Origin of the sequence: Sphingomonas sp. LHG3443-2 (genome assembly GCF_049896405.1) — a bacterium.
Lineage (GTDB): Bacteria > Pseudomonadota > Alphaproteobacteria > Sphingomonadales > Sphingomonadaceae > Sphingomicrobium.
Genome location: NZ_JAFCUG010000001.1, coordinates 2,087,338 through 2,101,530 on the forward strand (window position 1 = coordinate 2,087,338; position 14,193 = coordinate 2,101,530).

Genomic DNA, 14,193 nt, shown 5'->3' on the forward strand with positions numbered 1-14,193 from the left:
AGCCTCGGTTTTAGCTAGCTAAAACCGGAATTTTGATGCGCGTCGTGACCTCGGTTGCGGCGCGTATCTGCTTTTGGTGCACTGGTTCCGCCCGATCAGAACGCGAGTGACGGCCCGATTCGCTCGCTGCGAATACCAAGTGCGATTGCCCGGCCCGGCAAGCGGCGGAGTGCCGGGAAGTGGTCCAGCATCAGCAAGGGCCAAGGCGGACGACGGCGTTGCCCTTCCTCGCCCAGCATCGGGGCAAGCACCTTGTCCTGCGCGATCTTCTGCACCGTTTGAATCAATCGAGTGGACCCTGCCCTTCGCCGCTGCACGCGCGCAAGAAGAGCATCCACGTCGCCTTTGTTCTTCAAGGGCGGTGCCAAGATATTAGCGGCGGCCACCGCGTCCTGGACGGCCAGGTTGATGCCGATGCCGCCCATCGGGCTCATTGCATGAGCGGCATCGCCAATCGCCAGCAGACCGGGGCGGTGCCAGCGTGTCAGGCGATCTAGGCTGACCTCGAGGAGGTGAAGATCGCCAGCCGTGTCCAGGTCGACGCTCACTTGGCCGAGACGCGGCTCGGTGCTCTCGATTGCTGCAGAAAATGGCTTGGGGCCTTGGCGAAGCAACTCGGCTGCTGCACCCTTGCGGACGACGAAGGCACACTGCCAGTAGGAACCCCGGTCGACCCGAACGAGGATTTGCCCCCCATCAACCGCGATCCTCAGTGTCCCTTGTTCAGGGCTCCGCTTGGGCAGCGAGAACCAGATCACGTCGATGGAAGAGCCAAGATCCCGCGACGCTAGCCAGCCGTCGCGCCTGACGATGCTGCGGCGTCCGTCGGCGGCAATGACCAGACGACTTTGCACGACCTCACCTGTGGAGAGGCGCGCTCCACCGATGCGGCCATCGCTCGTCAGCAGCCGCTCAGCCGCGGTTCCCATGTCGATGCGGAACCCCGGCCAGCGAAGCGCCTCCGTGCGGAGGAAATCGAGGAAATCCCACTGCGGCATCATGGCGATGAAGGGGGTCGCGCTTCGAACACGGCTGAGATCGCCGACCACCATCTCGCGCCCATTGATGCGCAGTTCCGCGCGGGTCAGACGCTGATGCGGACGGGCAAGGAACGCCTCGAGCAGGCCAAGTTGCCCGAGGATGTCCATCGTCGAGGGGTGGACCGTGTCGCCGCGAAAGTCGTGCAGGAAGTCGGCATGCTTCTCGACCACGCGGACCGAAAGCCCGGCGCGGGCGAACAGCAGCCCTGCCATCATGCCGCACGGTCCTCCGCCGAGGATCAGTACGTCGGTGTTCGTCATCGCCGCCCCGTGGCTCAGGCCTTCTTCAAGGCGCCCGGCTTGTGGGCGGCTTGCTTGCCGTCGTCGGTTTCAACGAGATATTCCGGGTTGTCCTTGGTCGCTGCGACATGATGACCCTTGATGTCGGTGCCGCTGGTGAGTTTCTTGACCACCTTGCCGTGAGCAGTGCCCCCATGACTTGACCAAGTGACCTTGTCGCCGGCCTTGAAGGTCTTTTCTGCCATCAGATCGTTCCTTCTTCTGAGTTGAACCGTGGAACGGCCGGTTGCCTGACTTGGCTCCCCGTCCCCGCTACGGCAGAAGGGCCGTCATGGCAGGGGAATTAGGCGGTCAGGGGCTGCATGACGCATTGGTGATCCTTGGCGCTGCCGGGATCGTCATTCCCGCCTTCGCCCGGATCCGCATCTCGCCCGTGATCGGCTTCATCCTGGTCGGCGCGGCGATTGGCCCTGCCGGGCTCGGTGCGCTGGCATCGGAGCATCCGTGGCTCGCTTCCATCACCATCAACGATCGCGAGCGGATCGAACCCTTTGCCGAAATCGGCATCCTGATGCTGCTCTTCGGCATCGGGCTGGAGCTCAGCTTTCGGCGCTTGTGGGCGATGCGGGGCAAGGTCTTCGGCCTTGGTGGCTTGCAGATGCTGGTTACCGGCTTTCTGCTCGGTCTTGGTCTCCTGTTCAGTGCCGGCTTGTCGGCGCCGTCCGCCGCGATCCTCGGCCTTGCCCTGGCAATGAGCTCGACTGCGCTTGTCATGCCGCTCGCCGGTACGGCCAGCACGACCGGCCAGACTGCGCTTGCCATCCTGCTGCTGCAGGATCTCAGCCTTGTTCCCCTACTTCTCCTCCTCGATGCGAAGAGCAGCCCCGATGCCTTGCTGCAGGTGCTGGTTGGCGGCATCCTCGTGATCGGCGCCCTGCTGCTGATCGGCCGGTTCCTTTTGTGGCGCCTCTTCGCGCAAGCCGCGCGAACCAAGAGCCCTGAGCTGTTCCTGGCGATCAGCCTGCTGGTCGTCATGCTGGCAAGCCTTGCTACCGGATCGGTCGGGCTTGGCGCTGTGCTCGGAGCGCTGATTGCCGGTCTGCTGATCGCGGAAACGGACTACCACTCGGAAGTCGAGGTCATCACCGCGCCCTTGCGAGGCCTCGCGCTCGGCATCTTCCTCATCACGGTCGGCATGCGGCTCGACCTCGCCGAACTTCTCGCCGTCTGGCCACAACTGATCATCGCGACCGCCGTCGTGCTCGCAATCAAGGCGCTGGTCATTTTCTCCCTGCTGCGCTGGCGCAAGAACCGGCGCGGCACGGCGGTGGAGACGGGTCTGCTCATGGCCAGCCCCTCCGAACTCACCCTGATCGTGCTGGCGAGCGCCTTGGCGGCGGGCGTTCTGGACTCTGCCACCGCCGCCTTCTGGACCCTGGTCACGGCTTTTGGGCTAACCCTTACCCCGCTCCTCGCCGCGGCTGGGAGGCGAATGGCCCGCCGTATTGATCCGCAGGCACTGGCGAGCGGCGTGTCAGATACCAAGGGGGTGACCCTGATCTTCGGTTTCGGCCGGGTCGGTCGCATCGTCGCCGACATGATGGCGGAGCATGGCCGTGCTTACTTTGCGGTCGACGGCGACATCGATTGCGTCGCGAGTGCTCGGGAGCGCGGCTACAAGGTTATCTTCGGCGACGTCGCGCGCGGCGACGCGGTCGAGCGGTTCGGCCTTTGCGATGCCGCCGCACTGGTGCTGACGATGAACGATCCGGTGCTGACCGTGCGCCTGTCCCGCGAAGTGCGCGCCGCCTGCCCCGACCTCACCGTGGTCGCCCGTGCGCGCGACGGCGCCCATGCGGCGCAGCTCTACAAGGCAGGCGCCACCGACGCCGTACCCGAGACCATGGAAGGCTCGCTGCAGATCAGCGAAGCGGTGCTGGTCGATATCGGCGTTGCCATGGGCCCGGTCATCGCCTCCATCCACGAAAAGCGCAGCCAGCTTCGCGCCCAGATTCGCGAAGCTGGCGAATTGGCCGAGGAGCCAATGCTGGGTCGGCGGCGCTAGGCCGACACCTTCGCCAGCGTGTCGCGGATGGCGGCAAGCGCCTCGTTCGCCTTGGCGCCGTCAGGACCACCGCCCTGCGCCATGTCGGGGCGGCCTCCCCCGCCCTGCCCGCCAAGCGCCGCCACCGCCGCCTTGACGAGGTCCACCGCACTGAGCTGACCGGCAAGGTCAGCTGTGACGCCAGCAGCCACAGACGCGCGGCCGTCAGTGACCGCAATCAGCGCTGCGGCACCGCTGCCGAGTTGGTTCTTCATCGCGTCGACTTCACCGCGCAGGCCCTTGGGGTCGAGCCCTTCGACCACACGGCCGAGGAACTTGACGCCGGCAACCTCTTCCGGACCTTCCGCCTGCGCGCCGGAGCCGCCGCCAAGCGCCAACTGACGCTTGGCTTCGGCAAGCTCACGCTCCAGGCGGCGAACCTGCTCGGCCATGGCGGCGACCCGCTGCGGGGCCTCGTCGGGCGATGCCTTGAGGCTCGCGGCGATAGCGCGAAGGCGATTGTCGCGCTCGAGCAGCCACTGACGCGCGCCTTCGCCGGTCAGTGCCTCAATCCGGCGCACACCGCTGGAGACCGCGCTTTCGGAGATGATCTTGAACAAGGCGATGTCGCCGAGCGCATTGACGTGCGTGCCGCCGCACAGCTCGACGCTGTAGGTGCCCTCGCCGCTCGTTCCCATCGAGAGAACGCGAACTTCGTCGCCATATTTCTCGCCGAACAGCGCCATTGCGCCTTCAGCGATCGCCTCGTCCGGGCTCATCAGGCGGGTCGAGACCGGCTGGTTGTGACGGATGTGCGCGTTCACTTCGGCCTCAATCGCGGCGAGGTCGTCGGGGCTGAGCGCGCTGTCGTGGGCAAAGTCGAAGCGGAGGCGGTCGGGCGCTACCAAACTGCCCTTCTGCGTCACGTGCGCACCGAGCCGGTGACGGAGGGCTGCGTGGAGCAGGTGGGTGGCGCTATGGTTGGCGCGTATCGCGCGGCGGCGCTCCTCGTCGACCTTCTGCGTCAGCGTGTCGCCGACCTTGACGATGCCTTTGCTCACCTTGGCACGAAGTAAGTGGAGCTTGCCGAGCTGCTTCGAAGTGTCCTGAACGTCAGCCTCAAAGTCATTGAGACTGCTTAGCATTCCCGCATCGCCGACCTGGCCGCCGCTTTCAGCGTAAAAAGGTGTCTGGTTGAGAAGAAGTTCCACTTCCTCGCCCTCACCTGCCTGCTCGACGCGCTCGCCCTCGCGGACAATGGCGAGCACAACGCCTTCGCCGTCATGGCCAGCGTAGCCGGTGAATTCCGTCGCCCCATGCTGTTCGGCGAGGTCGAACCAGACCTCTTCCGACGCTGCCTGGCCCGAGCCCTTCCATGCAGCGCGGGCCCGCGCCTTCTGCTCAGCCATGGCAGCGTCAAAGCCGGCGCGATCGACTTCCAAGCCCTGTGCGCGGAGCGCGTCCTCGGTGAGGTCGTAGGGAAAGCCGAAAGTATCGTAGAGCTTGAAAGCGGTCTCGCCCGGCAGTGTACCGCCCTTCCCTAGGCCGGCGGTGGCTTCGTCGAGCAGGCGGAGGCCGTTAGACAGGGTCTGACGGAAGCGGGTTTCTTCCTGGCGGAGGGTCGCCTCGATGAGCGGCTGAGCGCGGACCAGTTCGGGATAGGCAGCCCCCATCTCGGCCGACAGCGCCGGCACGAGGCGGTGCATCAGCGGCTCGGACGCGCCCAGCAGGTGCGCGTGGCGCATCGCGCGGCGCATGATCCGGCGCAGGACGTAGCCGCGCCCCTCGTTGGCCGGAAGCACGCCGTCGGCGATCAGGAAGGAACAGGAGCGCAGGTGATCGGCGATGACCCGGTGCGAAGCCATCTGCTCGCCCTCGGCGCGTGTGCGGGTCAGCTCTTCCGACGCGTGGATCAGCGCCTTGAAGGTGTCGGTGTCATAATTGTCGTGAACGCCCTGCAGCACCGCCGAGACGCGCTCCAGCCCCATGCCGGTGTCGATCGACGGCTTGGGCAGGTCGGAGATGATGACGTCATTTTCCTGCAGATGCTGCATGAAGACGAGGTTCCAGATCTCGACGAAGCGGTCGCCGTCCTCGTCCGGGCTGCCGGGAGGGCCGCCGGGGATGTGGTCGCCATGATCGAAGAAGATCTCACTGCACGGACCTGAAGGGCCATCCGGCCCCATTGCCCAGAAATTATCCTTGGTCGCGATGCGGATGATCCGCTCGTCGGGCAGGCCCGCGATGCGCTTCCACAGCGAGGCCGCTTCATCGTCGGTGTGGTAGACGGTGACCGTCAGCCGATCCTTGTCGAGGCCCCATTCGCGGGTGAGCAGGTTCCAGGCGAGCTCGATCGCGCGATCCTTGAAGTAATCGCCGAACGAGAAGTTGCCGAGCATCTCGAAAAAGGTGTGGTGGCGCGCGGTGTAGCCGACGTTGTCGAGGTCGTTGTGCTTGCCGCCCGCGCGGACGCACTTCTGCGACGAGACTGCGGTCGAGTAGGGCCGCGTCTCGAGACCGGTGAAGACGTTCTTGAACGGCACCATTCCCGCATTGACGAACATCAGGGTGGGATCGTTCTGCGGGACCAGTGGCGCAGACGGCTGCCGGCTGTGTCCGGCGCCCTCGAAATAGTCGAGGAAGGAGCGGCGAATATCGTTGGTCGAGGTCATGGGTCGCGCCTCTACCACGGCTTTGCTGCGGTGCGGAAGATGGCGCTTGGGCTTGCCTCCGGAACCCGCTCACAGCAACTTTGTTTCACCTAAGCAACAAGTGGAGCCATGACATGGGCGGACGTGACTGGACCTCGACAGCGCTGGCCCTGCTGCGGATCGTCGCAGCCCTGCTGTTCATCGAACATGGCACCGCCAAGCTGATCGGCTGGCCGCCGAGCGAGATGCCGCAGCCACCCGGCGGCTCCCTGATGTGGATCGGCGGTGTTCTGGAAGCGGTCGGAGGGGTTTTGATCCTTCTAGGCCTGTTCACCCGTCCGATAGCCTTCATCCTCGCTGGCGAGATGGCGGTTGCCTACTGGATGTTCCACGCGCCGCAGGGGCCGTTCCCGATGAACAATGGCGGGGACGCCTCGATCCTGTTCTGCTTCGTCTTCCTGTTCATTGCCGCGGCCGGTCCAGGGCGCTTGGCCCTCGACCACAGCCGGCGTAGCACCGCCAGGATCGACTGACCCTGGCGGCGTTGCCGCTTAGCGGGCGAGCTTCTTGTAACTGGTCCGGGTAGGACGGTCGGCTTCCGGCCCAAGCCGGCGCTTCTTGTCTTCTTCGTAGGCTTCGAAATTGCCTTCGAACCATTCGACGTGGCTGTCGCCCTCGAAAGCGAGGATGTGGGTCGCGAGACGATCGAGGAAGAAGCGATCGTGGCTGATGACCACGGCGCAGCCGGCGAAGTTCTCGATCGCATCTTCAAGCGCGCCCAAAGTCTCGACGTCGAGATCGTTGGTCGGCTCGTCGAGCAGCAGCACGTTGCCGCCCTGCTTCAGCATCTTGGCCATGTGCACGCGGTTGCGCTCACCGCCCGACAGCTTGCCGACGTTCTTCTGCTGGTCCGGACCCTTGAAGTTGAAGGCACCGACATAGGCGCGGGTTGAGGCGTCCTGGCCGTTGACCTTCATATGATCGAGGCCGTCCGAGATTTCCTCCCAGACGTTCTTCTTGGGATCGAGATGGTCGCGGCTCTGGTCGACATAGCCTAGGCGCACCGTCTCGCCGACGCTGACCTTGCCGCTGTCGGGCTCTTCCTTGCCGGTGAGGATCTTGAACAGGGTCGACTTGCCCGCGCCGTTGGGGCCGATCACCCCGACGATGCCGCCCGGCGGAAGGGTGAAGGATAGATCTTCGAACAAGAGCTTGTCGCCATAGGCCTTGGAGATGTTCTCCACCTCGATGACCTTGCCGCCGAGGCGTTCGGGCACCTGAATGACGATCTGCGCCTTGCCGATCCGCCGGTCGTCCTGCGCGTCCTGCAACTGCTCGAACTTGCGGATACGGGCCTTGGATTTGCTCTGGCGAGCAGCCGGGGTCTGGCGAATCCACTCCAGTTCACGCTGCAGAGCCTTCTGCTTGCCGCTCTCCTCGCGCGATTCCTGCTCGAGGCGTTTTGCCTTCTTTTCCAGGTAGGTGGAGTAGTTACCTTCGTACGGATAGTAAGACCCGCGGTCGAGTTCGAGGATCCATTCCACCACATTGTCGAGGAAGTAGCGGTCGTGGGTGATCATCAGCACCGCACCGGCATATTCCTTGAGGTGGTTTTCGAGCCACTGGACGCTTTCGGCGTCGAGGTGGTTGGTGGGCTCGTCGAGCAGCAGGATCGAGGGCTTCTGGATCAGCAACCGGGTGAGCGCGACGCGGCGCTTTTCACCGCCCGAGAGGTCTGTAACCGGGCTGTCCGACGGCGGACAGCGTAGCGCCTCCATCGCGATCTCGAGCTGGTTGTCGAGCGTCCAGCCATCGACCGCGTCGATCTTGCCCTGAAGCTCCCCCATTTCCTCCATCAGGGCGTCGAAATCGGTGTCGTCCTTGGGATCGCCCATCTCGGCCGAAATGGCGTTGAACCGATCAACCATGTCGGCGACATCGCGGGCGCCGTCCTTGACGTTCTCGAGCACCGTCTTGGAGGCGTCGAGTTCCGGTTCCTGCTCGAGGTAGCCGATCGTGATGTTCTCGCCCGGCCAGGCTTCACCGGTAAACTCCTTGTCGAGCCCGGCCATGATCTTGATCAGGGTCGACTTACCCGCGCCGTTCGGACCGACGATGCCGATCTTGGCACCCTGGTAGAATTGCAGGTTGATGTTGTTCAGCGTCGGCTTGTTGGCGCCGGGGAAGGTCTTCGTGAGGTTCTTCATCACGAAGGCATATTGAGCGGCCATGGGGTCGCGTTTCCTTGTGTTCTTGCAGCTTCGGGGTTGCGCGCCAGATAGTCGCTCGGGCGGCCTTTGCCTAGCGGGTCATGGCTCGCCCTGAGGCCGCGGCAGAAGCAGCGCCAGGAGCTTGGCGCGGCATTCGCCGTCGATGATGCCATCGATCCGTTCCGGGCGAAAACGACGCTGAAACGCGATCACCGCTTTCCAGCTGTCAGTAACGTCATAGCCGAAGCGTTCGAGTGCCAGCAGGAAAGCAGCGTCGGACCAGTAGGGATCGATGAGGTGGCGGGTCGGGCTGGGCAGCGCCAGCCGGCGTTTGGCCAGCGCATCCCACGGAAACAGCTCGCCCGGGTCCTCCTTGCGGGTCGGCGCGATGTCGGAATGGCCTACGACGTTGCCCCGGCCGATGCCGTGACGATCCTTGATCCGCGCAACCAGCGGAATGAGGGCCGCCATCTGTTCGTCGGGAAAGGGTCGGTAGCCGAATTCGTGCCCCGGATTGACGATCTCGATCCCGATGCTGGCGCTGTTCACGTCGCGCACGCCGCGCCAGTAGCTCTTGCCCGCGTGCCAGGCGCGGCGCTCCTCGGGAACGAGCCTGTAGAGCGTACCGTCTTCGTCCAGGCAATAATGCGCCGATACCTTGGCTTCGGGCGAACAGAGGCGATCCAGCGCGCCTTCGCAGGTCGGCATGCCGGTATAATGCAGCACGATCATGCTGACCGGTGCAGCGCGCTCGTCATGGTTCGGTGATGGGCGAGAAATGGCGTCCACGGCACCATCGGACAGGGCTCGGCCGATCACGTCAAGCGCTGAATAATTTAGGCGGCTTTCGCTGACGGATCCCGGTGCCGATACAAGCCGCGCATTTCGCGATCCGCTTCCAGCGAAGGCGCCTGCCCGATCACCGTTTCACCCGCGCCGAGCATCAGCCAGCCATCAGGCCCGAGCGCGGAAGAAAGACGATCGAATGCCTTTCTGCGCGTATTCTCATGGAGATACAGCAGAACGTTGCGGCACAGGATGAGGTCGAACCGACCCGGATGCGGTGCCGGCTCAAGGAGGTTGTGTACTTGAAAGCGGACCGACTTGCGCAACGCTTCCACCGCGCGCCAGCCGTTGGCGCCTTCTTCGAACCAGCGGATCATCTGCTGAACGCCCAAGCCGCGCTGAACCTCGAACTGGGTGTAGCTGCCCTCGCGTGCGCGGCTCACCATCCCTTCGCTAACGTCCGTGCCAAGGATGTCGATCGTCCACCCGGCCCACCGCTGCGGGTCCTCGGCGAACAGCATGGCAAGGCTGTAGACCTCCTGTCCCGCCGAGCAGCCCGCGGACCAGATGCGCAGCGTCCGCGATGCTTCGCGCCGACGCGCGAGTTCGGGCAAGGCCGCCGCCTTGATGAGATCGAACGGCAGGCGATCGCGGAAGAAGTAGGTTTCGTTGTTCAACAAGGCCTCCACCACGCGGGTCGAGAGACTGGGCTCGCGGCCCATGACAAGGATGGTGATGAGTTCGTCGATGCTGGCAATGCCCCGCTCGCGAAGCAGTTGAGAGAGCGCCGTCTCCAGCCGCCAGCGACGGCTCATGGTCAGCTGCTGGCCGGTACGCGCTTCAAGGAGTCCGGCGAGGATGCGCGAACTCGAGTCACTTATCTGCATGAGGGTGGCCAATCCGGGACGCAACACGGCGGGCAAGCTTTTCGGGCGGGAGGATCGCAGCGGCGAGACCCGCATCGGCGACGGCGCGAGGCATGCCCCAAACAGCGCAGGTCGCCTCGTCCTGCACCAGCACGGAACCACCTGCACCGACCAGTTCGGTGGCTCCTTGCACTCCGTCTCGTCCCATGCCCGACAAGATCACCGCGACAGCACCTGGAAGGCGCAGACGTGCGAGTGAGGCAAGCATTGGATCGACACTAGGCAGGCAACCGCTGGCGGCACGGCCGCGCTGCAGATGCACGTGGAGCGCGTCGGGCCTGCTGCCCTCAATGGTGAGATGGGCATCACCCGGTGCGATCAGGATCTGGTCGGCAATCAGCGGCGCCCCTTCGACCGCGATCCGGGCCGGGCGGCCGGCGGCCGTGCCTAGCTGACGGGCGAAAACATCCATGAACGGCACCGGCAGATGCTGCGTAACAAGAATGGGAGCACCGATGCGCTCCCGAAGCTGGCCGAAAAAGCGGCCGAGCGCATGAATGCCGCCCGTGGAAGCGCCGATGGCTAAGAGCGACAACGGATCGACGCTCATCGCCTGGAGCGGCGCCATCCCTGCGGGCCGCGCAGCGGCGAGAGGCTCCGCCTCGACCTGCCCGAGGGCGCGGATCTTGGCCATCAGGATATCGGCAAAGCGGCCTTGGATTCGGCCGGTGCCGGGCTTCAGCAACGTATCCGCGGCGCCTTGCGCCAGCGCGGAAACGGTGGCCGCGGCACCATCTTCGGCAAGGCTGGACACGACCAGCACGCGAGCGCCGCGGGCGGCGGCGATGATCTCGGGGAGCTTGCTGAGTCCCCCTGCCCCGGGCATCTCGAGGTCGAGCAGGATGACGTCGACCGAGACATGAGCAAGCGCCTCGACAGCATCCTCGGCCGTGCCCGCAACAGCTGAAATCTCGATCCCGCCGCCAAGCTCGACCATGCGGGTCAGCACGGCGCGCGCGACCATCGAATCGTCGACGATCATCAGCCGGATGTTGCGCCGGCCAGGCGGCGACGCCGCAGTCAGTCGTGCGAGCGCCGGTGCCACGGGTCAGGACCTCAGGCGACGCCGACGAGCTGAAGCTTGATGTGCAGCGTTTCGCGGTCGAACGGCTTCATCACATATTCGTCGGCACCGGCTTCGAGCGCGGCGCGGATGTGCGCCATGTCGTTCTCGGTGGTGCAGAAGACGACCTTGGGCTGATCCTCGTGGCCACGCTGGCGCAGGAGCTTCAGGAACTCCATCCCGCTCATCACCGGCATGTTCCAGTCGAGCAGGACGACATCGGGCATCGACGCTTCGCAGCGCTCCAGCGCCTCGCGGCCGTCGCCGGCCTCCTCGACGCTGAATTCGAGCGTCTCGAGGATGTGGCGGGCGACCTTCCGGATCACCTTCGAATCGTCGACGATAAGGCAGGTCTTCATGGGGCTGAGCACCGTTCCTGGGGTCCTGACTGAGGTGTTGATTGGGTTCTAAGGGGCGAAGCGTTAAGAAAGGGCTGTCACGCCGCCTGGCGGGCTGCGTCGGGGCCGGCGATCAGCCCTTCGACGTCCATCAACAACAGGGCGCCTTCCTCGCTCTCGACCATACCGGACGAGACGCGTTCCCACCCCTCGCCCATCGCGGCCCTGACCGGAGTTGGATCGCCAGCGGCTTCGAGCACGTCTTCGACCCCGTCGACAATCAGCGCGTAATGATGGCCGTCCACTTCCGTCACCGCGGCTTCGAGCACGCCGTCGCTGAGATCGGGAGCGGCAAGCCCAAGCGAGCGGCGGCAGCAGATGACCGTGAGCACCCGGCTGCGCAGCGCCGACAGGCCGGCGACGTGCGCGGCGGCGCGCGGCACCGGGATCAAGGTATCGAGCTCGACAACGCTCTCGATCCGGGCGGCGGGAAGGGCGACGCGTTGTCCGGCAATCCGAACAACCAGCAGCAACTCGTTCATTCAGCGTCCCTTTGCGGCTGCCGCGTCGCGCAGGGCCAGCATCAGGCCGGCGCGATCGTAGCGGTAAACATGGTTCTCGTTGGCGGCGCCCTCGGCATCCGGGCTGAGGAACAGCGTCCGGCGTGCTTGCGTCGCAGCCGACGTCCCAGCCCAGGCGATCGCCAGGTCCGCTTCGGTCTCGGCGTCGGCGGGCACGACCGCGTAGCCAGCAGCTTCGACAATCGGACGAAGCATGTTGCGGACCCAGGGGTCTTGCAGATCAAGTCGGCAAATCGGCGCTCCTGCTGAAGCGTTGCTGCCAGCGTTCGCCGCGCCAGCGAACAGCCAGTGCGCGTCGATCAGTTCGGCTGGTTCTCCGGCAACAAGGGTCACGCCTTCCACCAGGCCTGGGGCGTCCGCCGGAATGATGTGGTCGGCGATCGCGTCGAGATCGATAACCTCTTGGAACGCAAGGCCGAGCTGCGTCTCGCCATCGCTGAGGCGGAACAGGCGGATCTTGGTTCCGGCATCGGGAAGCGACGTGAGGCCTTCGAGCGGCAGGATGTCCTCGCCAAGCTGAACCCGGACGCGGCCGGCAGCAAGCGACACGGCGCCACCCGCGACTTCCTCGATCCGATCAACAACGCCGAGCCGGATCGCCCGGCGAGCGCCGGTGCAATCCCGGAACAGCAGCACGGGAGTGGCTTCTTCGGTGATTGCCGCAGCCGCTGCGTCTTCCAGCAGGCGAACGCTGCGTTCCTGCGCTTCGAAGCGGACCCCTCCGACGCGCGCCAGCCCGGCAGGATCAAACAGCAGGATCGGCGAGCCATCGTCGGCCAAGGTGGTGCCGGCGTATAGGCCGGTCGCCATGACTGCGGGCGCGGCAGGCTTCACCACCAATTCTTCATGATCGTGAACCCGGTCGACCGCCAAGGCATAAACGTCGCCGCCAGCGGGTTTGAGCACAATCAGCGTGCGATCGTTGTTGGGCAGCGGGCTGCCAAGGCCAAGCAGGTCGGCGAGCACGATCTGCGGCACGCGGCGCCCGCGGATGGTGACGAGGCCGGCACCGCCGACCTCCGACAACTGCACGCTGTCCCCGCTCGCCCGCACGATCTCTTCGATAGCAACCCGCGGAATGGCGAAATGCTGGGCTCCAATGGAAACGGTCAGCGCCGGGATGATGGTCAGCGTCAACGGCACGCGCAGTGTCATGCGCGTCCCCTGCCCGGCCTTTGAATCCACTTCGACCACGCCGCCGATGCGCTCGACGTTGGAGCGCACCACATCCATGCCGACGCCGCGGCCCGAGATGCTGGTCACCGCCTGGGCGGTCGACAGACCCGCCTCGAAGATCAGCTGAAGCTGTTCCTTGGGCGACAGTCGTGCTGCCTCGATCTTGTCGAGAATGCCGGCTGCAACCGCCTTGTCGATAAGGCGCTGGCCATTGATGCCGCAGCCGTCATCGACGATGTCGATCAGGATCTGGTTGCCCGATTGACGCGCGGAGACGCTGAGCAAGCCGATTTCGCGCTTGCCCGCCTTGAGGCGCTCCGCTGGCGGTTCGATGCCGTGGTCCACCGCATTGCGGACGATATGGGTCAGAGGATCGCGGATCATCTCGATCATCTCGCGATCAAGCTCGACGTCGCCGCCATCGATATCGACCAGCACCTGCCGGCCCAGCTCGGACGAAAGGTCGCGGACCATGCGTGGCAAGCCGACGAACAGGCTCTCGATGCGCTGCATTCGAGTGCGGGTGATGGCGTCGCGCATCTCGGCAATGATGCCACTCATCCGCTCGAAGGCACTGTCGACGGCCACATCGGCGCTGCTGTCGCGAAGGCGCCGGGCGAGCTCGTTGCGGGCAAGCACGAGGTCCGAGACGCCGCTCATCATGCGATCGAGGAGATCGACCGAGAGGCGAATGGTGCGCGGAGCCGCCTGTCCCTGCGGAACCGAGGCGACGGCGGAGACCGGCGCAGCTGGAGTTGTCTGTTCGGCGCCTGGCTTCAGCGCTTCGATCAGGTCGTCGTCGCTGCCACTTGGAAGCGGTGAGCCGGCGGCGATTACTTCGACCATCTCGCCGATGCGATCGATGATGGCGAGAACGGCGCTGACCAGCGACGGGTCGGGCTGGCGGCGGCCGGCGCGGACGTCGGCAAGCGCGTCTTCTGCTGCGTGGCTCAGCGCCTCAAGGCGCGGGAAGTCGAAGAAACCGCAATTGCCCTTCACCGTGTGAACAAAGCGGAAGATGCTGTCGAGCCGGGCGCGATCCTGCGGCGCGGCCTCCCAGGCGACGATCTCTCCGCCGAGGCTTTCCAGCATGTCCCGGCATTCGGAGACGAAATCGGCAATCAGGTCGTCCATGGCC

The 14,193-nt window shown here is 65.1% G+C and carries 12 protein-coding genes; 2 read left to right on the plus strand and 10 right to left on the minus strand.

What is annotated here, in order from left to right; genetic code table 11:
* Window positions 1-95 precede the first annotated feature (95 nt).
* Window positions 96-1,301 (minus strand): FAD-dependent oxidoreductase, encoded by a 1,206-nt coding sequence (locus tag ACP69Z_RS10455; protein ID WP_426267426.1) that lies wholly within the window; start codon window positions 1,299-1,301, stop codon window positions 96-98.
* A gap of 14 nt (window positions 1,302-1,315) precedes the next feature.
* Window positions 1,316-1,525 carry a DUF2945 domain-containing protein gene (locus ACP69Z_RS10460; protein WP_426267427.1) on the minus strand — a complete coding sequence of 70 codons (210 nt, stop codon included), beginning with the start codon at window positions 1,523-1,525 and terminating at the stop codon, window positions 1,316-1,318.
* A gap of 86 nt (window positions 1,526-1,611) precedes the next feature.
* Between ACP69Z_RS10460 and ACP69Z_RS10465 the strand changes: the two genes are divergently transcribed.
* On the plus strand, window positions 1,612-3,345 hold the full coding sequence (locus ACP69Z_RS10465) for a cation:proton antiporter (protein WP_426267428.1): 1,734 nt from the start codon (window positions 1,612-1,614) through the stop codon (window positions 3,343-3,345).
* On the opposite strand, the gene alaS is transcribed toward ACP69Z_RS10465, so the two are convergent.
* Entirely contained in the window at window positions 3,342-5,996 is a 2,655-nt protein-coding gene (gene alaS / locus ACP69Z_RS10470; RefSeq protein ID WP_426267429.1) for an alanine--tRNA ligase, read from the minus strand. The two genes, ACP69Z_RS10465 and alaS, sit on opposite strands and share 4 nt — an antisense overlap.
* Window positions 5,997-6,109: 113 nt before the next feature.
* Here alaS and ACP69Z_RS10475 point away from each other — a divergent pair, with 113 nt between their 5' ends.
* On the plus strand, window positions 6,110-6,508 hold the full coding sequence (locus ACP69Z_RS10475) for a DoxX family protein (protein WP_426267430.1): 399 nt from the start codon (window positions 6,110-6,112) through the stop codon (window positions 6,506-6,508).
* An 18-nt stretch (window positions 6,509-6,526) separates the two neighbouring features.
* On the opposite strand, the gene ettA is transcribed toward ACP69Z_RS10475, so the two are convergent.
* The 7 genes from ettA to ACP69Z_RS10510 form a co-directional block, all read right to left on the minus strand.
* On the minus strand, window positions 6,527-8,206 hold the full coding sequence (gene ettA, locus ACP69Z_RS10480) for an energy-dependent translational throttle protein EttA (RefSeq protein WP_426267431.1): 1,680 nt from the start codon (window positions 8,204-8,206) through the stop codon (window positions 6,527-6,529).
* Between the two features lie 78 nt (window positions 8,207-8,284).
* Entirely contained in the window at window positions 8,285-8,917 is a 633-nt protein-coding gene (locus ACP69Z_RS10485; RefSeq protein WP_426268088.1) for an N-acetylmuramoyl-L-alanine amidase, read from the minus strand.
* A 104-nt stretch (window positions 8,918-9,021) separates the two neighbouring features.
* Window positions 9,022-9,858 carry a CheR family methyltransferase gene (locus ACP69Z_RS10490; protein ID WP_426267432.1) on the minus strand — a complete coding sequence of 279 codons (837 nt, stop codon included), beginning with the start codon at window positions 9,856-9,858 and terminating at the stop codon, window positions 9,022-9,024.
* Window positions 9,845-10,942: a chemotaxis protein CheB gene (locus tag ACP69Z_RS10495; protein WP_426267433.1), complete on the minus strand. Its 1,098-nt coding sequence runs from the start codon at window positions 10,940-10,942 to the stop codon at window positions 9,845-9,847. The genes ACP69Z_RS10490 and ACP69Z_RS10495 overlap by 14 nt, the downstream gene beginning before the upstream one ends.
* Window positions 10,943-10,953: 11 nt before the next feature.
* Window positions 10,954-11,319: a response regulator gene (locus ACP69Z_RS10500; protein ID WP_168069189.1), complete on the minus strand. Its 366-nt coding sequence runs from the start codon at window positions 11,317-11,319 to the stop codon at window positions 10,954-10,956.
* 77 nt (window positions 11,320-11,396) lie between these two features.
* On the minus strand, window positions 11,397-11,840 hold the full coding sequence (locus ACP69Z_RS10505; protein ID WP_426267434.1) for a chemotaxis protein CheW: 444 nt from the start codon (window positions 11,838-11,840) through the stop codon (window positions 11,397-11,399).
* Window positions 11,841-14,189, minus strand: coding sequence for a chemotaxis protein CheA (locus ACP69Z_RS10510; protein ID WP_426267435.1), 2,349 nt, complete (start codon window positions 14,187-14,189; stop codon window positions 11,841-11,843).
* Window positions 14,190-14,193: the final 4 nt, after the last annotated feature.